25 protein-coding genes and 1 tRNA gene are annotated in these 24547 nt (G+C 64.8%); 9 read left to right on the forward strand and 17 right to left on the reverse strand.

The window, feature by feature from the left end:
• Positions 1 to 51 precede the first annotated feature (51 nt).
• Positions 52 to 567, forward strand: coding sequence for a hypothetical protein (locus M3465_RS10855; protein WP_249501767.1), 516 nt, complete (start codon positions 52 to 54; stop codon positions 565 to 567).
• 12 nt (positions 568 to 579) lie between these two features.
• Here M3465_RS10855 and rnd read toward each other — a convergent pair whose 3' ends face one another.
• The 3 genes from rnd to purM form a co-directional block, all read right to left on the reverse strand.
• A complete protein-coding gene (gene rnd, locus M3465_RS10860) occupies positions 580 to 1737 on the reverse strand; it encodes a ribonuclease D (protein WP_249501768.1) in 1158 nt (385 codons plus the stop codon).
• Between the two features lie 80 nt (positions 1738 to 1817).
• Positions 1818 to 2411, reverse strand: coding sequence for a phosphoribosylglycinamide formyltransferase (gene purN, locus M3465_RS10865; RefSeq protein ID WP_349305037.1), 594 nt, complete (start codon positions 2409 to 2411; stop codon positions 1818 to 1820).
• A complete protein-coding gene (gene purM, locus M3465_RS10870; RefSeq protein ID WP_249501769.1) occupies positions 2408 to 3454 on the reverse strand; it encodes a phosphoribosylformylglycinamidine cyclo-ligase in 1047 nt (348 codons plus the stop codon). Before purM ends, purN begins: the two co-directional genes overlap by 4 nt.
• 113 nt (positions 3455 to 3567) lie before the next feature.
• On the opposite strand from purM, the gene M3465_RS10875 reads away from it, so the two are divergent.
• A tRNA-Ile gene (locus M3465_RS10875) sits at positions 3568 to 3644 on the forward strand.
• Between the two features lie 12 nt (positions 3645 to 3656).
• Here M3465_RS10875 and M3465_RS10880 read toward each other — a convergent pair.
• Together M3465_RS10880 and M3465_RS10885 are read right to left on the reverse strand one after the other, a co-directional pair.
• Positions 3657 to 4361, reverse strand: coding sequence for a sirohydrochlorin chelatase (locus M3465_RS10880; RefSeq protein WP_249501770.1), 705 nt, complete (start codon positions 4359 to 4361; stop codon positions 3657 to 3659).
• Between the two features lie 32 nt (positions 4362 to 4393).
• The gene (locus tag M3465_RS10885; protein ID WP_249501771.1) at positions 4394 to 5161 is read right to left on the reverse strand and encodes an SDR family NAD(P)-dependent oxidoreductase; all 768 of its coding nucleotides are present in this window, start codon (positions 5159 to 5161) and stop codon (positions 4394 to 4396) included.
• Between the two features lie 132 nt (positions 5162 to 5293).
• Between M3465_RS10885 and M3465_RS10890 the strand changes: the two genes are divergently transcribed.
• Positions 5294 to 6223 carry a lysophospholipid acyltransferase family protein gene (locus tag M3465_RS10890; protein ID WP_502846112.1) on the forward strand — a complete coding sequence of 310 codons (930 nt, stop codon included), beginning with the start codon at positions 5294 to 5296 and terminating at the stop codon, positions 6221 to 6223.
• On the opposite strand, the gene M3465_RS10895 is transcribed toward M3465_RS10890, so the two are convergent.
• The gene (locus tag M3465_RS10895; protein WP_249501772.1) at positions 6187 to 6885 is read right to left on the reverse strand and encodes a DUF1223 domain-containing protein; all 699 of its coding nucleotides are present in this window, start codon (positions 6883 to 6885) and stop codon (positions 6187 to 6189) included. The two genes, M3465_RS10890 and M3465_RS10895, sit on opposite strands and share 37 nt — an antisense overlap.
• 226 nt (positions 6886 to 7111) lie before the next feature.
• On the opposite strand from M3465_RS10895, the gene acnA reads away from it, so the two are divergent.
• Positions 7112 to 9901, forward strand: coding sequence for an aconitate hydratase AcnA (gene acnA / locus M3465_RS10900; protein ID WP_249501773.1), 2790 nt, complete (start codon positions 7112 to 7114; stop codon positions 9899 to 9901).
• Positions 9902 to 10204: 303 nt separating this feature from the next.
• Here acnA and M3465_RS10905 read toward each other — a convergent pair whose 3' ends face one another.
• The 5 genes from M3465_RS10905 to ccmA are packed head-to-tail and all read right to left on the reverse strand — an operon-like array spanning position 10205 to position 12946.
• Positions 10205 to 10744: a DsbE family thiol:disulfide interchange protein gene (locus M3465_RS10905; protein WP_249501774.1), complete on the reverse strand. Its 540-nt coding sequence runs from the start codon at positions 10742 to 10744 to the stop codon at positions 10205 to 10207.
• A complete protein-coding gene (gene ccmD, locus M3465_RS10910; protein WP_249501775.1) occupies positions 10737 to 10895 on the reverse strand; it encodes a heme exporter protein CcmD in 159 nt (52 codons plus the stop codon). The genes M3465_RS10905 and ccmD overlap by 8 nt, the downstream gene beginning before the upstream one ends.
• Entirely contained in the window at positions 10892 to 11620 is a 729-nt protein-coding gene (locus M3465_RS10915) for a heme ABC transporter permease (protein ID WP_249501776.1), read from the reverse strand. The genes ccmD and M3465_RS10915 overlap by 4 nt, the downstream gene beginning before the upstream one ends.
• 58 nt (positions 11621 to 11678) lie before the next feature.
• On the reverse strand, positions 11679 to 12335 hold the full coding sequence (gene ccmB, locus M3465_RS10920) for a heme exporter protein CcmB (RefSeq protein ID WP_249501777.1): 657 nt from the start codon (positions 12333 to 12335) through the stop codon (positions 11679 to 11681).
• Positions 12332 to 12946, reverse strand: a complete 615-nt coding sequence (gene ccmA, locus M3465_RS10925) for a heme ABC exporter ATP-binding protein CcmA (protein ID WP_249501778.1) — start codon at positions 12944 to 12946, stop codon at positions 12332 to 12334. The genes ccmB and ccmA overlap by 4 nt, the downstream gene beginning before the upstream one ends.
• 322 nt (positions 12947 to 13268) lie before the next feature.
• On the opposite strand from ccmA, the gene M3465_RS10930 reads away from it, so the two are divergent.
• The gene (locus M3465_RS10930) at positions 13269 to 13907 is read left to right on the forward strand and encodes a LysE family translocator (RefSeq protein WP_249501779.1); all 639 of its coding nucleotides are present in this window, start codon (positions 13269 to 13271) and stop codon (positions 13905 to 13907) included.
• A gap of 321 nt (positions 13908 to 14228) precedes the next feature.
• On the opposite strand, the gene M3465_RS10935 is transcribed toward M3465_RS10930, so the two are convergent.
• From M3465_RS10935 to yajC, 4 genes are all read right to left on the reverse strand, one after another.
• Complete coding sequence (locus M3465_RS10935; RefSeq protein ID WP_249501780.1) at positions 14229 to 14585, reverse strand: Mth938-like domain-containing protein; 357 nt, start codon at positions 14583 to 14585, stop codon at positions 14229 to 14231.
• A gap of 69 nt (positions 14586 to 14654) precedes the next feature.
• The gene (secF, locus tag M3465_RS10940; RefSeq protein ID WP_249501781.1) at positions 14655 to 15623 is read right to left on the reverse strand and encodes a protein translocase subunit SecF; all 969 of its coding nucleotides are present in this window, start codon (positions 15621 to 15623) and stop codon (positions 14655 to 14657) included.
• 16 nt (positions 15624 to 15639) lie between these two features.
• Positions 15640 to 17301 (reverse strand): protein translocase subunit SecD, encoded by a 1662-nt coding sequence (gene secD / locus M3465_RS10945; protein ID WP_249501782.1) that lies wholly within the window; start codon positions 17299 to 17301, stop codon positions 15640 to 15642.
• A 30-nt stretch (positions 17302 to 17331) separates the two neighbouring features.
• Positions 17332 to 17622 (reverse strand): preprotein translocase subunit YajC, encoded by a 291-nt coding sequence (gene yajC / locus M3465_RS10950; protein WP_249501783.1) that lies wholly within the window; start codon positions 17620 to 17622, stop codon positions 17332 to 17334.
• Positions 17623 to 17826: 204 nt separating this feature from the next.
• Here yajC and M3465_RS10955 point away from each other — a divergent pair, with 204 nt between their 5' ends.
• The 3 genes from M3465_RS10955 to M3465_RS10965 are packed head-to-tail and all read left to right on the forward strand — an operon-like array spanning position 17827 to position 20550.
• A complete protein-coding gene (locus M3465_RS10955) occupies positions 17827 to 18507 on the forward strand; it encodes a trypsin-like serine peptidase (RefSeq protein ID WP_249501784.1) in 681 nt (226 codons plus the stop codon).
• A 44-nt stretch (positions 18508 to 18551) separates the two neighbouring features.
• Positions 18552 to 19844 (forward strand): serine--tRNA ligase, encoded by a 1293-nt coding sequence (serS, locus tag M3465_RS10960; protein WP_249501785.1) that lies wholly within the window; start codon positions 18552 to 18554, stop codon positions 19842 to 19844.
• Between the two features lie 4 nt (positions 19845 to 19848).
• Positions 19849 to 20550 carry a TspO-related membrane protein gene (locus M3465_RS10965; protein ID WP_249501786.1) on the forward strand — a complete coding sequence of 234 codons (702 nt, stop codon included), beginning with the start codon at positions 19849 to 19851 and terminating at the stop codon, positions 20548 to 20550.
• 51 nt (positions 20551 to 20601) lie between these two features.
• Here the strand turns inward: M3465_RS10965 and M3465_RS10970 are convergent, their stop codons facing one another.
• Together M3465_RS10970 and M3465_RS10975 are read right to left on the reverse strand one after the other, a co-directional pair.
• Positions 20602 to 20841 (reverse strand): EF-hand domain-containing protein, encoded by a 240-nt coding sequence (locus tag M3465_RS10970; RefSeq protein ID WP_249501787.1) that lies wholly within the window; start codon positions 20839 to 20841, stop codon positions 20602 to 20604.
• 188 nt (positions 20842 to 21029) lie between these two features.
• Positions 21030 to 21902 (reverse strand): NAD(P)-dependent oxidoreductase, encoded by an 873-nt coding sequence (locus tag M3465_RS10975; protein WP_249501788.1) that lies wholly within the window; start codon positions 21900 to 21902, stop codon positions 21030 to 21032.
• A gap of 138 nt (positions 21903 to 22040) precedes the next feature.
• On the opposite strand from M3465_RS10975, the gene M3465_RS10980 reads away from it, so the two are divergent.
• Positions 22041 to 24512 (forward strand): penicillin acylase family protein, encoded by a 2472-nt coding sequence (locus M3465_RS10980; RefSeq protein WP_249501789.1) that lies wholly within the window; start codon positions 22041 to 22043, stop codon positions 24510 to 24512.
• Positions 24513 to 24547 lie beyond the last annotated feature (35 nt).

Here is a 24547-nt window from a genome sequence, read left to right on the forward strand (position 1 = left end):
AACGCGCGCGCAATCGGTTACGGCTGGGGCGGTTCGGCGGAGGGAAGAGCGATGCGCAAAACGGGGATGCTTGCGATGGTGGCCGTGGTCGCCCTGACCGGGTGCGGCACGATCAGCGAGTCGCGGTTCAACCCGGTCAACTGGTTCGGCCCGTCCGAGCCCGACCCGGCGGCGCTGAACCCGGCGGAGAGCGCGACCAATCCGCTCATTCCAGCGCGCCGGATGTCGATTTTCCGGCGCACACAGCCGGACGCGTTTACCGGGCGGCATATCGCCGATATCGCCGAGCTGTCGATCGAGCCGCGCCCGGGTGGGGCCATCATCCGGGCGACCGGCGTGGCCAGCCGGGCCGGTCCGTTCGATGTGAGGCTGATTGTCGATGAGGCGGCGAGCACGGAAGATGCGATCGTTCTGGACATGCGCGCCCTGCAACAGGCCGGGCCGCGCGGCGTGGGACCGCAGGCACGGCAGGTGACGGCGGCGCGCTGGATCACCGATCAGGATCTGCGCGGCATTCGCAGCATCACCGTGCGCGGCGCACAGAGCGCGCGGACGGTGCGCCGATAAGGACCGGCGCGATCACAGATCGACGATCTGGACCTGTTTGCCCTTGGCGGCAAGTCCGACGCGCCCTTCGCACAGGCGCAGCGCATCGGCGCCGAAAACCTCGCGCCGCCAGCCCCTGAGCGCGGCGATATTGCGGTCTCCCGAAGCCAACGCATCGAGATCCGACGCCGTTGCCACGAGTTTCGAGGCAACGCCCGAGGCATCCGTCTTGGCCTTGAGCAGCACGCGCAGCAGATCGGCGAGCGCCGGGTTCACCTGAACCGATTGCTTGCCATTGTCGATTTCGGGCAAGTCGTCCTTCGGCAGATCCTGCGCGCGTTGCACCGCCTCCAGAATGCCCTTGGCGATATCGCCCTTGCGCGCCTCGCGCAGCAGCAGGCGCGATTTGCCGAGATCGCTCATGTCCTTCGGTTTGGTCGAGGCCAGCTCGACCAGCGCGTCATCCTTGAACACTCGGTTGCGGGGGATGTTGCGCTCCTGCGCGTAGGATTCGCGGAACCGCGCGAGTTCGCGGACAATGGCAAGGAAGCGCGGCGAATTGGAGCGGGTCTTGACGCGCTTCCAGGCATCTTCGGGGTGCGTCACATAGGTTTCCGGTGCCAGAAGCGTGGCGATTTCCTCGGCCACCCATTTGTCGCGGCTTGTATCGGCCAGCTTCTTGCGCAGAAACTCGTAGATCTGCCGAAGATGCGTCACATCCGCCAGCGCATAGGCTTTCTGGCTGTCCGATAGCGGCCGGCGCGACCAGTCGGTGAAGCGCGAGGATTTGTCGAGCGGCTGTTTGGCGATCTTGCGCACCAGCGTCTCGTAGCCGGCCTGTTCGCCGAAACCGGCGACCATCGCGGCGACCTGCGTGTCGAAGAGGGGCTGCGGGATGACGCCGTGGTCGATATAGAAGATTTCCAGATCCTGTCGCGCGGCGTGGAACACCTTGACCGTGCCGGGATCGCGAAAGAGATCGAGCAGCGGCTCGAGCGACAGCTCGCCTTCCAGCGGATCGACGAGGACCGCATCGGTTTCGCCATCTCCCCGGTAGGCCAACTGGATCAGGCAGAGCTTGGAATAATAGGTCCGTTCGCGCAGGAATTCCGTATCCACGGTGATGTAATCGGTTTCGCCCGCGCGGGCGCAGAACTCGGCCAGTTCGGACGTGGTCTTTATGGTTTTCATAATGGGATCGTTCGCTCGGATATGATTTTTCGAGCTTCCCTATCGCGAAACCGGCGCAGTGAAAAGCGCGGCGCGCGGGATCAGCGCAATTCGACGCGCGCCGTGTCACCGGTGGCGAAGCGCCGCAGGACCAGCGGGTAAAGCCGATGCTCTTGCACCAGCACCCGCGCGGCGAGCGTGTCGGGGGTGTCGCCGGGAAGGATCGGCACGCGCGCCTGCCCCAGGACGCGCCCGCCATCGAGTTCCGCCGTGACCTCATGCACCGAACAGCCCGCCTCGGTGTCGCCTGCCGCGATGGCGCGGGCGTGGGTGTCCAGCCCCTTGTATTTCGGCAGCAGCGAGGGGTGGATGTTGAGCATCCGCCCCCGCCAGCGGGTCACGAAACCTTCGGTCAGGACGCGCATGAATCCGGCGAGGCAGATGATGTCGGGGCTGGCTTGCTCCAGCACATGGGTCAGTTCGGCCTCGAACGCGGCGCGATCCGCGCCGAAGCGGCGGTGATCGACGACACAAGTGGAAATGCCGCGCGCGCGGGCCTTCCCCAACCCGCCTGCATCGGGCCGGTTCGACAGCACCAGAACCGGGCGCGCGGGATGATCGCCGGTCATGTCATCAGCCAGCGCGACCATGTTTGACCCGCCGCCGGAGATCAGGATCGCGACCCGTTTGGTCACAAAAGCGTGCCGGAATAGTGGATGCCCTGCCCTTCGGTCACCGTGCCGATGCGGTGGACCGTTTCGCCGGTATCGCGCAGCAGGTTTGTCAGGGCGTCCGCGCGGTCCTCTGCGACGATGAGCACCATGCCGATGCCGCAATTGAAGGTTTTGAGCATTTCCGCCTCGTCCAGCGATCCGCTGCGCGCGAGCCAGTCGAAGACCGGCGGGGCGTCCCATGCCGACAGGTCGATCTGCGCGCCGAGGCCTTGCGGCAACACGCGCGGCAGGTTTTCCGTCAGCCCGCCGCCGGTGATATGCGCAAGCGCATGAACGCCGCCTGCGCGGATCGCCGCCAGAACCTGCGTCACATAAAGCCGCGTCGGCGTCAGCAGCGCGGCGCCGAGGCTGCCCTCGCCCCAGGGGCAATGCGCGTCCCAGCCGAGGCCGGAGACCTCGACCAGCTTGCGCACGAGGCTGTAGCCGTTGGAATGAACGCCGCTGGAGGCAAGGCCAATGAGCACATCGCCTTCGCACACGCCCTTTGGCAGATCCGCGCCGCGCTCCATCGCGCCGACGGCAAAGCCCGCAAGATCGAAATCGCCCGCGGGATACATGCCCGGCATCTCGGCGGTCTCTCCGCCGATGAGCGCGCAGCCCGAGGCGGCGCAGCCTTCGGCGATGCCTTCGATCACTTGCGCCGCGCTGTCGGTGTCGAGCTTGCCGGTTGCGAAATAATCGAGGAAAAACAGCGGCTCCGCGCCCTGGCACACCAGGTCGTTGACGCACATGGCGACCAGATCGATCCCCACGCCGCCAACATGGCCGGTGTCGATGGCGATGCGCAGCTTAGTGCCGACACCATCGGTGGCCGCAACGAGGATCGGATCGCGGTAGCCCGCGCCCTTCAGATCGAAAAGCGCGCCGAAGCCGCCAAGACCGGCCATCACGCCGGGCCGCGCAGTGCGCTTTGCCGCCGGTTTGATCCGCTCGACCAGAGCGTTGCCCGCGTCGATATCGACGCCCGCCTGCCTGTAGGTGATCCCGCCAGTTTCGTCCGTCATCGCGCCACCTTTCGAAAGTTGCGCAGCCCTTAGCGCAGCGGCGCGGGCAAGTCCATCGCCGCGCCCGGCCCTCTTGACGCGCGCGGGCACTCTGCTAGGGAAACGGGCATGGCGGGCCTGTAGCTCAATTGGTTAGAGCAGAGCGCTCATAACGCTTTGGTTGCGGGTTCAAGTCCTGCCGGGCCTACCATTTTCGCCGATTTCACGCGTCCTGCCGCGTGGCGCGCCATGCCAGCGCATCGGCGATCAGCTTCGGCACATCGGGGTGGAGTCCGATGGGATCGAGCACGGTGCCGGTGAACCGGGCCGCCTCCACGGCTTCGGGCAGATCATCGAGCACATGGCCGCGCCGTGCGGCGAAGAACGGCAGGCAGATCGCGGTCTCGTCCAGCCCGGTGAGGGCCGATTCGAGCGACGGCTCCTCCTCGACATAGCCGCAGCGGATGGAGCGCGGGTTCAGGTCCGCCGCCACCTTGTCGGCGAAAGCCTCCGTGGCCTGCGACACGCGGCGCGATTTCCCCGATCCGTGACCGGCGATGACGAGATCGGTTTCCTGCGGCGAGCGCCCGTTGGACGCCGCGACCTCGCGCACCCAGCGCGCCGCCAGCGCCGGCAGGGTGCAATCCATGCCGAAGCTGGGAAGCTGCGGGCCTGCCCCGGGCGCGAGGCGTTTGGGCAGTTGGACTTGCGTGAACCAGCCATCGGCCATGAACAGCGGGTAGATCATCGCGCCGGGGCGCGCCGCGCTCGCCTCTTCCATGCGGCCCGGCGCGGCGAGGGTCACGCCCTCGATCCGCGCCCGCGGAACGTGCCGCGCCACCGCCTCGGCAAGCAGCTTGATTTCAGCCTCGCCGGTTTCGGGATCGGAAGGCTGGCCGTGGCTGACGATGATCGCGTCGAAGGACATGGGAAGGCTCGCTTTCGTGGTTTGGACGGAACTTAGCGCGGCGCCATGCGGATGGCACCATCGAGGCGAATCACCTCCCCGTTCAGCATCGGGTTTTCGACGATATGTCGCACCAGCTGCGCGAATTCCGGCGCGGCGCCCAGCCGCGAGGGGAACGGCACCTGCGCGCCGAGGCTGTCCTGCACCTCCTGCGGCAATGCTTCGAGCATCGGCGTGCGGAAAAGCCCCGGCGCGATGGCGCAGACGCGGATGCCGGTTTGCGCCAGATCGCGCGCCATCGGCAGCGTCATGCCCGCCACGCCAGCCTTGGAGGCGGCATAGGCGATCTGGCCGACCTGCCCTTCATAGGCGGCGACCGAGGCGGTGTTGACGATGACGCCGCGCGTGCCGTCCGCATCGAGCGGGTCGTTCCGCGCCATCATCGCGGCGGCCTGGCTGGCGACGTTGAACGTGCCGATCAGGTTGACCCCGATTGTTTTGGCGAAGAGCGCGGGATCATGCGCCGCGCCTTTCGAGACGGTCTTGGCAGCGGGCGCGAGCCCGGCGCAGTTGACGGCGATGTGCAGCGCGCCCCGCTCATCCGCGATCCGCTCCAGCGCGGCGCGGACGGCTCCGGCATCGCTGACATCGGTTTCGATGAACGTGCCGCGCAGGGCATTGGCGCGCTCCTCCCCGGCCGCCCTGTCACGATCCAGAAGCACCACATGCGCGCCCGCGCCGGCGAGCATCTCGGCCGTCGCCGCGCCAAGCCCCGACGCGCCTCCGGTCACCAGCGCGACCGTGTCCGATCCGATCTTCATCGCAGTTCCTCCCCGTTATTGTCGCCTGTCATATGCCCGCCCGCGCCGCGCTTGCAAGCCGGGGCTTTGACACGCGATTCCGAAATCGCGTATCAAGTGCCTTCGAAGGCGCTTGGCGCCCAGGTTTCAGACGTGGTTTCAGTGGCAAAGAAGAACAAACGGCCCCCCGGCGGTTGGCAGGACTGGCTGACGGATCGCCTTTTGCGCGCCGCGATTTGGGGCGCCCTGCGCCTGCCCCTTCGGGCGCGGCTTTGGCTGATGGGGCGGTTGGTGCGGCATCTCTTGGCGCCGCTGGCGGGCTACCGTAAGCGGGCGATGGACAATCTGGCCCATATCTGGCCGGACATGCCCGAGGCCAAGCGCCGGCGGATCGCCGATCTGGTGGCCGACAATGCCGGACGCACGATGATCGATAATTACGATCCCGAAGGGCTTATGGCCCGAATGGAGACTGCGCCGATCACCGGTGCGGGCGTCGCTGAGATCGAAAAGGCCCGCGCCGAGGGGCGGCCCGTGCTCTTCGTGACCGGCCATTTCGGCAATTTCGAAGCGCCGCGCGCGGCGCTGGTGGCGCGGGGATACCGGATCGGCGGGCTATACCGCCCCATGGCCAACCCCTTCTTCAACGCCCACTACGCCGCCAATATGCACGCGCTGTCCGATCCGGTCTTCGAACAGGGGAGGCGCGGAACGATGGGCCTGATCCGCCATATTCGCGGCGGCGGCATGGGCGTGCTGCTGTTCGATGTCTATGACAGCGCGGGCGTGCCGATCGATTTCATGGGCCAACCCGCTCCGACCTTGACCTCGGCGGCCGATATCGCGATCAAGACCGGCGCGCTGCTGGTGCCGTTCTTCGGCATCCGCAAACCCGACGGCATTTCTTTCGAGGCGGTGTTCGAAGCGCCCGTGCCGCATGGCGACCCGGCGGAAATGATGCGCGAGGTGACGCGGCGGCTCGAGGCCCAGATCCGCGCCCATCCCGAACAATGGTTCTGGATTCACCGCCGCTGGAAACCGCGCCGTCAGCGCAAGCGGGCGGCGGCGAAGATGGGGCCGTGATTCTTGGCCTGCACCAGAACGACGATGGGCTGATCGCCAGAGATCGGAACCGACAGGGACAGATCGTCCAGACCGTTCCAATCGCCGATATCGTGCCATTCCGTGACGATATGGGTATAGGTGATGGATTTGCCCGCATTCTCGCCGCGCGGAATGTCCACGGTCTGGCTGGGGATATAGCGCAGCACGAACACATCGGCGTCGGGCAATCCGCCATTCGCCGGGGCCGCCACAGACAGCGCGCCGCCCGATCGCGTCAGATCGAGCGAGACCGGGAGGCCGCGCTCGGCCTGCGCCTGCACCAGATCGGCCACCTCCAGCGGGCGGTTGCCGACCACATCGGCGGTGCCGTTCACAACCATCTGCGGCGTGTAGATCGAACGATTACCGAAGGCGCGCGCATAGCCCTTCTGGCGCTTCGTAAAGGCGGAGTGGGCAAACTTGTCCTTCCAGCCGATGTAATCCCAGTAATCGACATGCAGCGCGAGCGCGATCACGTTCTCCTTCGCACCCAGATGCGCCAGCATCTCGTCCGCCGAGGGACAGGAGGAGCAGCCCTGCGAGGTGAAAAGCTCGACCACCACCGGCGTGTCGCCTGCGCGCAACTGCGCCCCGCCCATGCCAAGCGTCAGAGCCATCATTGCCGCAAGGATCGTCCTCATGCCGTCCGTGTCCCGTCCCGTTTCGCCCAAGCAGACTTAGCCAGAGCGCGCTGAAATAACCAATCAAGGTTTTGCGAGAGCCTGCGAACTGCGCGACGAACGATGCATCGGCGAAATTGTGTGCAATAGTATACCAAAATCGCCGCACCCCCCTTGATCGGCGCGGGGGCATGAGGCACATAGCTGGCAGATCGCCCTTTTATCCATAGCTTTGAGGAGCCCTGTCATGCCCATCACAGTTGGTCAGGACACAGCCAAGACCCGCAAGTCCCTGACAGCGGGCGGCACGTCCGTCGCCTATTATTCGATCCCGGCAGCCGAGGAGGCGGGGCTGGGAACATTCTCCAGATTGCCGGCCTGCCTGAAGGTCGTGCTCGAAAACATGCTGCGTTTCGAGGATGGCAAGACGGTTACCGTGGACGATATCAAGGCCTTCTCCGACTGGGCCGAGAATGGCGGCAAGGGTGAGGTCGAACTGGCCTACCGCCCTGCCCGCGTGCTGATGCAGGATTTCACCGGCGTTCCGGCGGTAGTGGATCTGGCCGCGATGCGCGACGGGATCGTGGCGCTCGGCGGTGATGCGGAAAAGATCAATCCGCTCAACCCGGTCGATCTGGTGATCGACCATTCGGTGATGATCGACGAATTCGGCAATCCGCGCGCCTTCCAGATGAACGTGGACCGCGAATACGAGCGCAACATGGAGCGCTATACCTTCCTCAAATGGGGCCAAAAGGCGTTCAACAATTTCCGCGTCGTGCCGCCGGGCACCGGGATTTGCCACCAGGTGAACCTCGAATATCTGGCGCAGACAGTCTGGACCGACGAGGACCAGAACGGCGAGCAGGTCGCCTATCCCGACACGCTGGTCGGCACCGACAGCCACACCACCATGGTCAACGGCGCCGCCGTTCTGGGCTGGGGTGTCGGCGGGATCGAGGCAGAGGCCGCGATGCTGGGCCAGCCGATTTCCATGCTCATTCCCGAAGTCGTCGGCTTCGAGCTGACCGGAGAGATGACCGAAGGCACCACCGGCACCGATCTGGTGCTCAAGGTCGTGGAAATGCTGCGCGAGAAGGGCGTGGTCGGCAAGTTCGTCGAATTCTACGGCAAGGGGCTCGACAACCTGCCGCTGGCCGATCGCGCGACCATCGCCAACATGGCGCCCGAATACGGCGCAACCTGCGGTTTCTTCCCGATCGACGACGAGACGCTGCGCTATCTCAAGACCACGGGCCGCGACATGGAACGGATCGAGCTTGTCGAAGCCTATGCCAAGGCGAACGGCATGTGGCGCGATGCCGATTACGCGCCGGTCTATACCGACACGCTGCATCTCGACATGGGCACCATCGTGCCGGCGATTTCCGGGCCGAAACGTCCGCAGGATTACATTGCGCTGGACAAGGCCTCCAAGGCGTTCGGGGAATACGTAAAGGGTATTCGCGAGGGCAAGGACGCGACCGAAACCGCCGAGATCCGCTGGGAAGGCGAAGGCGGCCAGCCCGAACCCACCGAAATTCCGGGCGACGAGGGCCATCACAAGCGCGGTTTCGTGCAGTCCGAGGATGGCAATTACCAGTTGCATGACGGCTCCATCGTGATCGCCTCGATCACGTCCTGCACCAACACGTCGAACCCTTACGTGATGATCGGCGCCGGGCTTGTCGCGCGCAAGGCACGCGAGAAGGGTCTGAACCGCAAGCCCTGGGTCAAGACCTCGCTCGCGCCCGGCTCTCAGGTCGTGTCGGCCTATCTCGAAGCGGCCGAGCTTCAGGACGATCTCGATGCCATCGGGTTCAACCTCGTCGGTTATGGCTGCACCACCTGTATCGGCAACTCCGGCCCCTTGGCCGAGGAAATCAGCAAGTGCATCAACGACAATGACCTAATCGCCACGTCCGTCCTGTCCGGCAACCGCAACTTCGAAGGGCGGATTTCGCCCGACGTGCGCGCCAACTACCTCGCCTCGCCGCCGCTCGTCGTGGCCTATGCGCTGGTCGGCGATATGAATGTCGATATCGCCAATGAACCGCTGGGGCAGGACCAGGACGGCAACGATGTCTATCTCAAGGACATCTGGCCGAGCCAGTCCGAAATTGCCGAGCTGGTCGAAAAGACCGTCACCCGCGAGGCGTTCCAGAGCAAATATGCCGATGTGTTCAAGGGCGACGAGAAATGGCAGAGCGTGGAGACCACGGATGCCAAGACCTATGATTGGCCGCCCTCCTCGACCTACGTTCAGAACCCGCCCTATTTCCAGGGTATCACGATGGAGACCCGCGATATCGAGAATATCGAGGGCGCGAAGGTTCTGGCGCTTCTGGGCGACATGATCACGACCGACCACATCAGCCCTGCCGGGTCGTTCAAGGAAAGCACGCCCGCCGGCGTCTACCTGCGCGAACGGCAAGTGCCGGTGCGGGAGTTCAACTCCTATGGCTCTCGGCGCGGCAATCACGAGGTGATGATGCGCGGCACCTTCGCCAATATCCGCATCCGTAACGAGATGCTCGACAATGTCGAAGGCGGCTACACCAAGGGTCCGAATGGCGATCAGATGTCGATCTTCGATGCGGCGATGGCCTATCAGGAGCAGGGCACGCCGCTCGTGATCTTCGGCGGCGAGCAATACGGCGCCGGCTCCTCCCGCGACTGGGCGGCCAAGGGCACCGCGCTGCTGGGCGTCAAGGCGGTGATCGCCGAAAGCTTCGAGCGCATCCACCGCTCCAACCTCGTCGGTATGGGCGTCATCCCGTTCGAATTCACCGGCGGCGACACGCGCAAGACGCTGGAGCTGACCGGCGAGGAAACCGTCTCGATCCACGGGCTGGACACGATCAAGCCTTTGGCCGAAGTGCCTTGCACGATCACCTATGCCGATGGCACGGAAAAGGAGATCACGCTCAAGTGCCGGATCGATACCGGGATCGAGATCGAATATATCGAAAACGGCGGCGTGCTGCATTACGTGCTGCGCAACCTCGCCAGCGAGGACAAGATCGCGGCGGAGTGATCCGCGCCACAACTCGAAACGTCAAAGGCGGGCCGCGCGGCTCGCCTTTTTCTTTGGAACCGCGCGGGGCGTTGGTGGTTCATCCTGTCGCAGGACGATCCTGTCGCATGTGACAGACTGCCCTCTTCGCATAGCCTGCGTCAACAGGCATGAAAGGTTCGTCAAACCCGACAAAAATATACAGGTATTATCGTGAAACTTTTGACACTCATCCAGACGGCAGCCCTGCTGCTGATCGCAGGCGCAAGCGTCCTTGCGGCGACGCCGGATCCGGCTTTGCTGATCCTGCATTGAGGCGCGTGGCTACTTGACCATCGCCTGTTCGAGGGCCGGCAGGAACCGTTGCTCGTAATCGGACCCCACCAATGGCCCCGCGAAACGGTAAAGCACCGTTCCATCCCCATCGACGATGAATGTCTCCGGCGGCGCGGTCACGCCCCAGTCGATCGACGTGCGCCCTTTCGGATCGAAGGGAACGGCGGCGAAGGGGTTGCCCTCGTCTTTCAGATAGCCCGTCGCATTGGCGACCTGATCGCGGATATTCACGCCGACGATCTCCATGCCCTCGGCCTGCATTTCCAGCAGCTTGGGGTGTTCGGCGCGGCAGGGCGGGCACCAGCTGGCCCAGAAATTGACCAGCGTCACCTCTCCGTCGCCCAGCATATCAGGCGTGAAGGCGGCGTAGCCGGGAAGCGGCTCTTGCGTGATCTCAGGCGCGGGTTGCCCCACACGAGTCGAAGGCAGGCCCTGCGGATCCTCGCGAAACATGCCGACATAAGCCAGCACGGCGAACGCGCCGAAGATCACCGGGGGCAGCACCATCAGCGGCGAAACCCTAGCCACGTTTTCCCCTCCGCTGTTCAACCTCGTCGAGTGCCGTGCGCACCTTGCGCGCCCGGCGCAGGCTGACGAAGACCACCGCGCAGAGCAGCAGCAGCGTCACGCCATAGGAACTGAGCACCTCGAAGGCGTATTTCCCGAGATCCGGCATCATGCCTGCCCCTCCCGCGCCAGCAAGGCGCGCGTCCGGCGGGCGCGAATTTCGGTCTGCGTGCGCAGGAAGACCAGCGCTATGAACAGCAGGACGAACCCCGCGATGCAGACCAGCAGAGGATACCAGAACACGTCCGAAATGTTCTCCTCGGCATCGAGGCTGAGCGTCGCGCCCTGGTGCAGGCCCTGGTTCCAGAAATTGACCGCATAGCGGCTGAGCACCGCAAAGACCGAGCCAACGAGGCACAGGATCGATGTCAGGTCGGCGGCGGTGTCGTCATTTTCGATCGCCTCCCACAAAGCCATGTAGCCGAGATAGAAGAGGAACAGGATCAAAAAGGAGGTCAGGCGCGGATCCCATGCCCACCACGTGCCCCACATCGGCTGCCCCCAGAAGGCGCCGGTGGCCAGCGCGATCAGCGTCATCACCGCGCCGACCGGCGCAGCCGCGCGTGCGGCGAGGGCGGAGACGTGATGCCGCCGCACAATCCAGATGAGCGAGGCGACAAGCATCATCATCCAGGCATTGATCGCCATCAGCGCGGACGGCACATGCAGATAGATGATCTTGACGGTGGAGCCCTGGCGGTAATCGTCCGGCGTCAGGAAGAACCCCCAGACGAGGCCGATGACGAGACAGGCCACCGCCGCGATCCAGAGCCACGGCAGCAGCTTGTCCGTCGTGCGGATGAATTTGACGGGGTTTGCGTATTCCCAAAGCGACATGGCCGTCAGGTAGGCTCTTTTCCGGGCGGCTTCAATTCAAAAAGCCGCATGAGACGCGTTATCGCAGGTTGATCCTCAGCACCGCAGCGCTGGCGAAGGGCAAAAGCGCGATGACCCCGAAACTGATCCCCGCCAGAAGCAGCAGCGGTGTCTGAACCGTCAGCCCTTCGGCCCCGCGCCGCGCCACTTCGGCACCGAAGATCAATGTCGGCACATAGAGCGGCAGAACGAGCAGCGACATGAGCAGCCCGCCGCGCTTGAGTCCGACGGTGAGAGATGCGCCGAAAGTGCCGATGACGCTGAGCGCGGGGGTGCCGACGGCAAGGCTGATGAGAACCCATTGATAGGCCGGAAGCGGCAGCGACAGCAGCACGCCCAGAACCGGTGCCGCAAGAACCAGCGGAAGGCCCGTGGTGATCCAGTGGGCCAGCGCCTTGACGGTCACGATACTTTCCACCGGCAGGGGCGCGGTTGCCAGCAGGTCGAGCGATCCGTCCTCCCAATCGAGCGCAAGGATGCGGTCGAGCGACAGGAGGCAGGCCAGAAGCGCGCCGATCCACAGGATGCCGGGCGCAATTCGCGCCAGCAGTTCGGTTTGCGGCCCGACGCCAAAAGGCACCAGAACCGTGACGATCAGGAAGAACGCAAGCCCCAGCCCGAAGCCGCCGCCCGCGCGAACCGAAAGGATGAGATCGCGGTAAAGAAGCGCTTTCATAGAAAGGCCTCGTCCATCGCGCGCGCCCGCGGTCCGGCCTTGAACGGCGTCAGATCGAGCACCCGTGCCTCCGCAAGACCGAGATCGATATGCGTGGCCATCAGCGCGCTGCCGCCGCGCGCCAGATGCGCCCGCACCGCTTCGGCAAAAAGCGCGACAGAGGCCGCGTCGAGCGATACGGTCGGCTCGTCCAGCACCCAGATCGGCCGGCCCGTCACCATGAGCCGCGCAAGGCCAAGCCGCCGCTTTTGCCCCGCCGACAAGGTGCCGGCCATCCGGTCCCGAAGTTCCAGAAGATCGAAGGCGGCCAGCGCGGGTTCGATATCGGACGTGCCGAAAACCGAGGCCCAGAACCGCAGGTTCTCGGTGACGCTCAACATCGCCTTGAGCCCGTCGGAATGGCCCGCATGCGCAATCCGGTCCTCCGCGCCCGTTACCGTGCCGGCCTCGGCGGGCTGCAGGCCGGCCACGCTGCGCAGCAAGGTTGTCTTGCCGATGCCGTTCGGCCCGCGCAGGACGAGCGCTTCGCGGGGGGAAAGATCGAAGGACACCCCTTCGAGGATGGCAATGCCGCCGCGCGTGACGGCCAGATCTCGGACGGTCAGATTCATGCCCTTCGCTTAGACCAGCAGCGCGCGGGCCGAAAGCGGGAAATGGTCGCCGATCCCGGAGCGCGCTTTTCCGTCAACGGGAAAGCCATGATGCGTCGACGCATCATGCCCCGGCCCGGGCGCTTTTCCGTGGGCAGGAGTGTCTGAGCCGAGCGAAATCGACTTCTGACCCGGACCGGTCTTTCGACCCAACATCCGCGAAAGTGGGTTGTGCGGAGGATCCTGGCTTTCGCTGCGCCGGATTTGTAGGACCAATCGACAAGGGCATGGTTGACGAAAACCTTCCTTGAAACAGCATCACTCCGGCTGCTAGCATTCGGTCATGCCGACCCTCGAACAATTCCTTCTTTTCCTTGCCGCCGACCTCGTTCTGAAGCTCTCGCCCGGACCGGACATGGCGGCCGTCATAGCGCGAGGAATTACTCAAGGACACCGTGCCGGAATTGCATGTGCTATGGGTGTCGGCGCCGCTGGAATCATACAGGTTCCGGCCGCCGCTTTCGGGCTCGGTGCGGTCTTCGCAGCGTCGCCAGTTCTCTACGAGTCGGTGAAGCTGGTTGGGGTATTTTACCTCGTTTGGATCGGGGTCAAAGCGCTGCGCAGGTGCTGGATGGGGGATGTGAGCCTCGGCCAAGCAAACATCGAGAACGCCGCGTTCAAACAGGGCTTTATCACCAATCTGCTAAATCCGAAGATCTACATCTTCCTCATTGCCTTTATACCGCAGTTCGTGTCGCCGGAGACCGGATCTGTTTGGCTGCAAACACTCGTTCTGGTCACGGTGATGAAGCTTAAAGGCACGGCTCTCCTATCTGTCATCGGTTGGGGAGCATCGCGTGTCCGCGGTTGGGTCGCACAGCACTCGTGGTTCCTCCGTGCCCAAAACGGACTTCTGGGAAGCGTAATGCTTGCGCTCGCGGGCTACGTCGCGTTCGGGCCAGACCCACGTTCTGCGCGGTAAATTACGCGCGCGCATAAAGTTCCCCGTGGTGCATCCGTGCAGCTTGACTTTACAGAACAGATTGCCCGTTCCAAGATGCTCAGTTTTCCGCTTTGGAACGGAGAAGGTGGCGAGTCTGACCAGATGAAACGCTCAAACCAGCCGTTCCTGTCCGCCCCGGTAGCATTGAAGGTTTCGGGCTCTTCCAGCCATTCGCTGCCCTGGCCGTAATATCCCATATTCCGAGCCCGCACCCGCGTCGGGTCAAATACGTGTCGCAAAAGTCAGTTTCGCCTGCCTCCGGCAGAAGAAGCCGCGATGCGCCCACGCATCGCGCCGCGCTCAGGTGACAGGAAGCACGGCCAGCCCGACGCGGCGGCCTTCGGAGAGCAGCACGTTATAGGTGCGGCAGGCGGCGGGGGAACTCATCACCTCGACGCCCGTGCCGGCCTGCTCCAGCGCCGCGCGCAGGGCGGCGGGGATATGCGCGATATCGCTGCCGGTGCCGATGAAGAGCACGTCGATCTCGCCCGAGATGTCGAGCAGTGTCGCGACATCCTCGTATCCGCCCCAGGCGCGCGTTCCTCCGGGGCTCGTCAGCAGCGGCGCTTCGCGCTTCTTGCCGCCGATGCGGAAAAAGCCCGCGCCATAGCCGTCGACGGGTTCGGCATCGGTATAGACGACCTCGTTCAATCGCATCGCGTTTCCTTCCTTCCGGGCGGATGATAGCGCAGCCGCGCGGCGAATCAAAACCGTGCCTTGGGGCGATCAGGCATCCACATTCGAGAACTGGTTGCCCGTCGTGTCCGTCGGCTTGGTCCAGTCGCGCTTGACGCCGAGCCAGAGCAGGATCACCGACGCCACGAAGATCGACGAATAGGTGCCGACGATCACGCCCCAGATCATGGCAAAGACGAAGCCCCGGATCACATCGCCGCCGAGCACGAAGAGCGAGATGAGCGCCACCAGCGTGGTGGCCGATGTCATGAAGGTCCGGCTCAGCGTTTCGTTGATCGACAGGTTCAGGACCTCCTTGAGATCCTTCTGCTTGAACTTGATCAGGTTCTCGCGCACCCGGTCGAACACTACGACCGTGTCGTTGAGCGAATAGCCCACGATGGTCAGCAGCGCCGCGATGATCGCCAGATCGAACTTGATCTGCAGCTCGGAGAAGATGCCGATTGTCAGGATCACGTCGTGAAACAGCGCGACAACAGCGCCGACGGCGAACTGCCATTCGAAGCGCAGCCAGATATAGATCAGCACCGCCGCCATCGCCAGCGCCACCGCAATGGCGGCGGTCTGGATCAATTCGCCCGACACTTTGGGACCGACCGATTCGACGGAGACGAACTCGATATCCGGCACCGCCTCGGCGAGTGCGGCCTCGACCTGCTCGATCAACTCGGCGCTGACCGCTTCCATGTCGTCCTGCGCTTGAATCCGCACCATGGAGACATTCTGGTCAGGCCCGAATGTGGGATCGAACACTTCCGAAATGGTCACATCACCGAGCCCTTCGGAGGCGATGGCGTCGCGGTAAAGGCCAACATCCACCGGCTCCGCGCTTTGCGTGCGGATCGTGGTGCCGCCGCGAAAGTCGATGCCGTAATTGAGCCCCTGCAGGATAAAGGACCCGAACGCCACCGTCATCAGAACGATGGAAATTCCGATCCACAGCTTCCAGCGCGAGAAGAAATCGAACGAGGTATCCTGTTTGACCAGTCGCAAACGCATATCGGACCGAACCTTCCTAAACTTCGATTGTCTTGGGGCGGCGGCGCTCGAACCACATCACGATCAGCAGCCGCGTGACGAAGATCGCGGTGAAGACCGAGGTGAGGATGCCCAGACCGAGGGTGATGGCGAAGCCGCGCACCGGGCCGGAGCCCATGACGAAGAGGATCACGGCGGTGATGAAGGTGGTGATGTTCGCATCCAGAATGGCCGAAAGCGCCTTTTCATAGCCAAGCTCGGTGGCCCGCGCAGGACCGCGCGCGGTTTTCAACTCTTCGCGAATACGCTCGAAGATCAGCACATTGGCATCGACCGCCATGCCGACCGTCAGCACGATCCCGGCGATCCCCGGCAGCGTCAGCGTCGCGCCGATCAGGCTCAGCAAGCCGAACACGAGCGCCACGTTGATGATCAGCGCGACATTGGCAAAAAGGCCGAACAGGCCATAGCTCAGCGCCATGAAGATGAGCACGCCCGCAAAGGCCACGATCGTCGCGATCTTGCCCGCGTCGATGCTGTCCTGCCCAAGCTCGGGCCCGATGGTCCGCTCTTCAAGGAATTCCAGACCGGCGGGCAAGGCGCCCGCGCGCAGCAGCACGGCAAGTTGCGTCGATTCCTCGACCGTGAAGCGCCCGGTGATGATGCCCGAGCCGCCGGGGATATGGCTCTGGATCACGGGTGCGCTGATCACTTCGCCGTCCAGAACGATGGCGAAGGGATTGCCGATATTGGCTGCCGTGTAATCGCCGAACTTGCGCGCGCCCGCCGGGTTGAAGCGGAAATTCACCGCCGGGCGGCCGTTCTGATCGAAGGCCGGTTGCGCATCCACCAGCTCCTCGCCGGTGACGACGGGGGCCTGTTCGAGAATGTAATAGGTGTTGGGCTCATCGAGCGATGGCAGAACCTCGTTGCCGACGCCCGCCGATGCGCCCGGATCGTCGGTGCGGCCCACCACCGGCTGAAAGGTCAGCTGCGCGGTGGTGCCGATGATTTCCTTGAGCTCGGCGGCGGAGCCGATGCCCGGAACCTGGATGAGAATCCGGTCCGCGCCCTGACGCTGAATCGTCGGCTCGCGCGTGCCGACCTCGTCGATCCGGCGGCGGATGATTTCGAGACTCTGCATCATCGTGCGCCGATCCGTCGCCGCGCGTTCGGCTTCCGACAGGGTGACGACGATGTCCGATCCGTCCGCCGTCACTTCGAGATCGTTGCTCATCGCGCCGGTGACCGACGCGGTCGGCTGCGCCAGACCGCGCACCAGTTCAAGCGCGCGCTGCATTCCCTCGGGCCGCGAGATGCGCACCCGAAGGCTATCGCCCTGCGACGGTTGAAGCCGGATCGTGCCGACCGTATCACGCGCGTCGCGCAGCACGTCGCGCACCTCCGGCCAAAGCGCCTTGAGCCGCGCGGCATAGACATCCTCGACCTGCACTTCGGCAAGAAGATGCGCGCCGCCCCTCAGATCGAGACCGAGATTGACCAGACCGGACGGCAGGTAGGACGGCCAGCCGTCCCGCTCCGCCAACAGCGCCGGTGTCTCGCCTTGCAACTCGATTGCGGCAACCGCGTCGTTATGTTGCTCGACCCTCGGGTAGAACAGGTTGGGCAGCGCCAGAAACAGTCCCACCGCCACAGTGGTCCAGATCAGGATGCGCTTCCAGAGGTCGATCTGAAGCATGTGCGAAAGGTCCGGCTTTGGGCGAAAGGATCAGGAATTGGCGGCAGGTTCGGTCTTGGACTTCACGGCGGCAATCGTGCTTTGCACGACGCGGACCTTCACGCCTTCGGCGATTTCCACATCCAGCTCGTTATCGTCCTTGACCTTCACGACCTTGCCGATCAGCCCGCCCTGCGTGACCACGACATCGCCCCGGCGCAGCGCCTCGACCATCTTCTGATGTTCCTTGATCTTCTTCTGCTGCGGACGGATCAGCAGGAAATACATGATCGCGAAGATCAGAATGAGGGGAATGAACTGGGCGATTGCGCTACCATCCATGGGCGTGTTCCTTCTCGCTACGCGCGGGTTGCCCCGCATCAAGGGCCGCCCTTGGGGGGCCGTGAAAGTTGCCGTTACCTAAGTCGGCAGATCGCGCAATGCAAGGCGATCCGGCGCCGCGCCCGGCATGGGCCGTATCGCCGGGTCCGACGCGGCGGGGAAGACGCCTTGCGGATCGCACCCGAATGGGCCTTAGCTGCGCTCATGCGCGCCGTTCTCCGCCTCATCACCCTGTGCATTGCCACCGCCGCCCCGGCGCAGGATCTGCCGCTGCTGCCGCTGGAGGATCACGCCGACTGGCAGGCCATCGGGCGCGTCAATGCCGCCGGCTACCGCAAGCGCGAGATGTGTTCGGGCACGCTGATCGCGCCCGACAAGGTTCTCACGGCGGCGCATTGCGTCTCCGGGCTAGACGGGATCGGCCCCGCGCCGGAGCGGATCACATTCGTCGCCGGCTGGCTGCGCGGCACGGCCGCCGACAGCGTGCAGGGGCGGTCGGTCTGGGTGCATCCGAAGGCCTATGCGCGAGGGCGGCTCGATCTGCATTACGATATCGCGGTCATCACGCTGAAGCGCGAGGCCGAGGTCGCGCCGCTGGATCTCTCGCGGCAAGGCCCACGCGCGCCCTTCGCGCTGATCGGCTACTCGGCGAGCCGGCCGCATATGCTCGGGGCGGATTTCGACTGCGGCGGCCGCGAAACCGCGAACCTGCTCAGGCTCGATTGTGCCGTGAATGCGGGGAATTCTGGCGGCCCGGTCCTGGCGCAATCCGGCTCGCGCTGGTCCGTCATCGGCGTCGTCAGCGCGATGGGGGAAACCGGCGCGCTCGCGGTTCCGGTCACACGCCTGCCCGCGCGCGCGCCCTCTACCCATTCCCGGCCATAAGGTGCATAACGCCGCCCGAAAGACGAGTCAGAAGGACAAGACCCATGCATGACATCCGCGCCATCCGCGAGAATCCCGCCGCGTTCGACGCCGCGCTGGCCCGCCGTGGATCGGAGCCGGTCTCGTCCGAGATCCTCGCGCTCGACGAAGCGCGCCGCGCCGCCATCCTCGAAGCGGAAACCGCGCAGGCCGACCAGAACCGCGCCGCAAAGGAGATCGGCAAGGCCAAGGCCGCCGGCGATGACGCGCAATTCGCCCGGCTGCGCGACGAGGTATCGGCCAAGAAGGCCGAGGTCGCCCGGATGCAGGCCCGCGCCAAGGAGCTCGATGCCGAGTTGCAGACCCTTCTGATGGGCCTGCCCAACCTGCCCTACGAGGACGTGCCCGAGGGCGTGGACGAGGAGGACAATGTCGAGATCCACCGCTGGGGCACACCGCGCGAGTTCGCTTTCGCTCCGAAGGAACATTTCGAGATCACGGGCGTTCAGCCGGGAATGGATTTCGAAACCGCCGCCAAACTCTCCGGATCGCGTTTCGTCGTGATGTCGGGCGCTGTCGCGCGGCTCCACCGGGCGCTGGCGCAATTCATGCTGGACACACATATCACTGAAAACGGGCTGACCGAGACATGGACGCCCGTTCTGGTCCGCGACGAGATGATGTATGGCACCGGGCAATTGCCCAAGTTCGGCGAGGACAGCTACCAGACGACGAATGGCTGGTGGCTCGTGCCCACCGCCGAGGTGCCGCTGACCAATATCGTCAATGGCGAGACCCTGGACGAAAGTTACCTGCCCCGCCGCTATGTCGCGCATACGCAGTGCTTCCGCTCCGAAGCGGGCAGCGCGGGGCGCGATACGTCGGGCATGCTGCGCCAGCACCAGTTCGAGAAGGTCGAGATGGTCTCCATCACCCGCCCCGGCGAGAGCCGCGATGAGCTGGACCGCATGACCGGCTGCGCCCAGGGCATCCTGGAAAGGCTCGGCCTGCCCTATCGCACCGTCGTGCTCTGCACCTGCGACATGGGATTCGGCGCGCGGCGCACGCATGACATCGAGGTCTGGCTGCCCGGTCAGAACACTTATCGCGAGATCAGCTCGGTCTCGGTCTGCGGCGATTTCCAGGCGCGCCGGATGAACGCCCGCTTCAAGCCGGCGGATGGCGGCAAGCCCGAATTCCTGCACACGCTGAACGGATCGGGGCTCGCCGTGGGTCGCTGCCTGATCGCGGTGCTGGAGAACGGGCAGGAAGAGGACGGCTCCGTCACCCTGCCGGAGGCGTTGCATCCCTGGCTCGGCGGCAAGAGCCGCATCACGCCCGAAGGAGCTCTGGTCTGATCCGATGACACGCCTCTGGTCCGCCCTCGTCCTTCTGGCCGCGCTCGCCTTCGCGGCCTCGCCGCTGATCTCGGACGGGTTCAACGGGTTCGATCCGAACCTTTTCCCGATCCCGCAAGAGGATCCACCCGTGCAGCCGGCCGGCTATGCCTTCTTGATCTGGGGGCTGATCTATGTCTGGCTCATCATCGGCGCGGGTTTCGGGCTGATCAAACGCAGCGACGATCCCGATTGGCAGCCGATGCGCCCCGCGCTCGCGCTCAGCCTCGCCATCGGGGCGACATGGCTGCCCATCGCCAATATCTCGCCCATCGCAGCGACGATCCTGATCTGGGCGATGCTGGCCTCCGCCTTCGCGAGCCTCTTCCGCGTCGGCGATACCGACCGCTGGCTGCAACAGGCGCCGGTGGCGATCTATGCGGGCTGGCTCACCGCCGCCTCCTGCGTCTCCATCGGCCTGCTGCTGGCGGGCTACGGGCTGCTGGGCGAGACCGTCGCGGCGCTGGTGGCGCTTGCGCTGGCGTTGGTCATCGCCCTGACCGCGCAATACCGCCTGCACCGCGCCCCGGAATACGGCGTGACGGTGATCTGGGCGCTGATCGGCGTGATCGTCGCCAACTCCTCCCCGCTCAATATCGCCGTGGTGGGGCTCTGCGTGCTCGGCATCGTCGCGATCCTCGCGCTGCGCGGCACGGATACCGAATAGCAAAAGGGCCCCGGTTTCCCGAGGCCCGATTGAGCTGCGCTGCAATCCGCGTCAGTTGGCAACGAGGATCTCGGCCTCCTGTGCCGCGCTGAGTTCATCCGCGCTGACCTCGCCGTCGCCATCGGCATCCACTTCGCCGAAAACATCCTCGGTCAGATCGGGATAGGCCACCATCAGCTCTTCCATCGAATAGCTGCCATTGCCATCCGTATCTTCGACGGTCACCTGCGCCTGTGCCAGACCGGCACTCAGCACAGCCACGGTTGTCAGGGTTCCAAAGAAGGTTTTCATGTCGTTCAACACTCCAATGCGGCCTCGCCGCAAACAACGGCTCCATGCCGCCGTCAAAAGAGATACGACAACCGCCCGCGCTTGCAAGATGGCGGGCATCACGGCAACCCACCGCATCGGCAAAGCTCCGCTCATCCTTTCTTCTTGCTGAAAATATCCCGGGGTTTGGGGCAGCGCCCCAATCCGCCCTACCCCATCGCGCGCAAACGCTTGATGAGGCTCGAGGTATCCCAGCGCCCGCCGCCCAGCTTCTGCACGTCCTTGTAGAACTGATCGACGAGCGCAGTCACCGGCAAAGACGCTCCGACCTCGTCCCCGGTATCGAGGCAGATGCCGAGATCCTTTCGCATCCAGTCCACCGCGAAGCCGTGATCGAACTTGCCGTCCAGCATCGTTTCGTAGCGGTTCTCCATTTGCCATGACCCGGCCGCGCCCTGGCTGATCACCTCGACCACCGCGCGCCCGTCGAGCCCGGCCTTCTCGGCGAAATGCAGCGCCTCGCTGAGCCCCTGCACCAGGCCGGCGATGGCGATCTGGTTGCACATCTTGGTCATCTGCCCCGCGCCGCTGCTTCCGATGCGGCGGCAGAGCTTGGCATAGGCATCGATCACCGGCTCTGCGCTGGCATAGGCGCCTTCGTCGCCGCCGCACATGACAGAGAGCGCGCCGTTCTCCGCCCCCGCCTGCCCGCCCGAGATCGGCGCATCGACGAACCCGATGCCCTTCTTGTGCGCCGCCTGGTAAAGCTCGCGCGTGACCTTGGCCGAAACCGTGGTGTGATCGACGAAGATCGCCCCCGCCTTCATGCCGGCGAAGGCGCCATCCGGACCGAGGCACACGCTGCGCAGATCATCGTCATTGCCGACGCAGGCCATCACGAAATCGCATCCCTCGGCTGCCTCGGCCGGCGTGTCCGCCTTGCCGCCGCCATGTTCGGACACCCAGTCCGCCGCTTTCGACGCCGTGCGGTTGTAGACCGTCACGTCATGGCCGGCCTTGGCCAGATGCCCCGCCATGGGATAGCCCATCACGCCAAGTCCCAGAAATGCGATCTTTGCCATCGTCTCGTCTCCTCGCCCTGTCATCAAATTTCAGTCAGTTTTCGCTGCCCTTACCTGCCCGCAAGCCTGCCGTCTTGGCAAGGGGGCGCGTGTTGTGTAGGCCCGGCATCGTTCCCGAGTGCGAAAGGCGATTTGCCGGTGGCGTCCATTTTCAGAGTTCTCGTCTGGCTGACGACGGCCCTTCTGGTGTCCGGCATCGTTATGGTGCTCACGGCCTACTACCTCGCCTCGCGGTCGCTGCCCGATTACGACAAGACGGTTCCCGCACGCGGGATCGCGGCCGAAGTCGAGATCGTGCGCGACAACTCGGCGGTGCCGCACATCCTCGCCTCCGGCGACGCGGATGCGTTCTACGGGTTGGGATATGCGCATGCGCAGGACAGGCTCTGGCAGATGACGATACTGCGTCGCACCGTGCAGGGGCGGCTTTCGGAGATCTTCGGCGCGCGCACGGTCGAAACCGACAAGCTGATGCGCCGGCTCGATCTGAACGCGCTCGCGGTGCAATCGCTGGAGGCGCAGGATGCGGGCGCGATGCGCGCGCTGGACGCTTACGCCGCCGGCGTCAACGCGCGCATCGCCGAGATCAACCGAGACAGCCTGGGCCGCGGCGCGCCGGAGTTCTTCCTGTTCGGCGGTCCGCTTCCACCATGGCAACCCTCCGATTCCATCGCTTTGATCAAGCTGATGGCGCTGCAGCTGACGGGCCATCTTCGGCAGGAGGTGCTGCGCGCGCGCGTCTCGCTGGCGCTGCCCGACGAGGACAGGCTGGCCGATATCCTGCCCGATTATCCCGGACCGGGGATTGCCGCACTGCCCGAATATGCCGCGCTGGTTCCGGGCGCGGGAACGGGCGGGACGCAATTCGCCGCGGCTGGCCGGCCCGGACCGGGCTTGTCGCCGGTTCGGCCCCTGGGGCTCGCCGGCGCATCCAACGCCTGGGCCGCCGATGCCAGCCGTTCGGCCACCGGCTCGACGCTTCTGGCCAGCGATCCGCATCTGCAATTCACGGCGCCGGCGATCTGGTATCTGGCGCGGCTGGAGCTTGAAAGCGGCGGCGTGATCGGAGCCACGATCCCCGGAATCCCGGCGATCCTCGCCGGGCGCTCGGAACGTATCGCATGGGGGCTGACCTCGTCCTATCTCGACGATCAGGATGTGATGATCGAGGAACTGAACCCCGACGATCCCGAACTTTATCGCACGCCCGAGGGTTACCGGCGGTTCGAGACACGCAATTCGATTATCAGGATCAAGGATGCCGCGCCGATCACGCTGACCGCCCGATGGACCGAAAACGGCCCCGTCCTGCCCGGCACGCGCTTCGATCTGGCCTCCGTCACGCCGCCGGGCCATGTCGCGGCGCTGTCCTGGACGGCGCTCGATCCGCAGGATACGTCGGTCTCGGCGGCGATTGCGCTGATGTCCGCCGGATCGGTCGATGAGGCTCTGGAGGCTTCCAGAGCCTATGTCGCGCCGTCGATGAACCTGACGGTGATCGACAAGGACCGCATCGCCATGAAGCTGATCGGCGCGATGCCCCGGCGCGATGCGGATCACGAAAGCCAGGGGCGGCTTCCGGCGCTCGGCTGGCGCGAGCAGAACCGCTGGGACGGGGTTTTCCCGGGCGATGCGAGCCCGGTTTTTCGCGATCCCGAAGGCGGGATCGTCGGCAATACCAACAACAAGCTTCTGGACCGGCCTTTCCCGCTGCATGTCAGCTATCACTGGGGCGACAGCCAGCGCGTGATGCGCTGGCGCCGCATGATGCAGGGGCGCGAGGTGCATACCCGCGACAGTTTCATCGAGGCGCAGCTCGACACTGTCTCCGTCGCTGCGCGCACGCTTCTGCCGTTGATCGGCGCCGATCTGTGGTTCACCGGCGAGGCCGCGCCCGAGGGCACGCCCGAGCGGCTTCGCCAGCGCGCGCTCGATCTGCTCGCCGACTGGAACGGCGAGATGAACGAGCATCTGCCCGAGCCGCTGATCTATGCCGCCTGGCTCCGGGCGCTGCAGGACAGGCTGATCCGCGACGATCTCGGTCCGCTCGCGGACCAGTTCACCCATGTCGAGCCGCTCTTCATAGAGCGGGTCTTCCGCGATATCGATGGGGCTGCCGCGTGGTGCGACGTGATCCGCTCGGCGGTGGTGGAAAGCTGTTCGGATATCTCGCGCCAGGCACTTGACGAGGCGTTGATCTGGATTTCCGAAACCTACGGAACCGCGCTGGAATCGCTCCGCTGGGGGGACGCACATCAGGCCACGCATGATCATCCGGTGCTCGGAGAGGTGCCGATCCTGCGCTATTTCGTCAATATAAGGCAAAGCACGTCGGGCGGGGATTTCACGTTGATGCGCGGGCGCAGCGCCGGGACCGGCGCCGATCCGTTCCGCAACGTGCATGGCGCGGCCTATCGCGGGGTCTATGATTTCGCCGACCCCGATTCGTCGGTCTTCATCCTGTCCACGGGGCAATCGGGGCATTTCCTGTCGCGGCATTATGACGACATGGGCGTGCTCTGGCGGCGCGGGGAGTATATTCCGATGTCGCTTGATGTGGATTTGGCGCGGGCGGCCTCGGTCGGGGTGACGCGACTGGTGCCGGAATAGGTTTCTTCGGACAGCGCATTTCGGGGGCTTTGCCC

This window comes from Marivita sp. GX14005 (genome assembly GCF_023370775.1).
Taxonomy (GTDB): domain Bacteria; phylum Pseudomonadota; class Alphaproteobacteria; order Rhodobacterales; family Rhodobacteraceae; genus Marivita.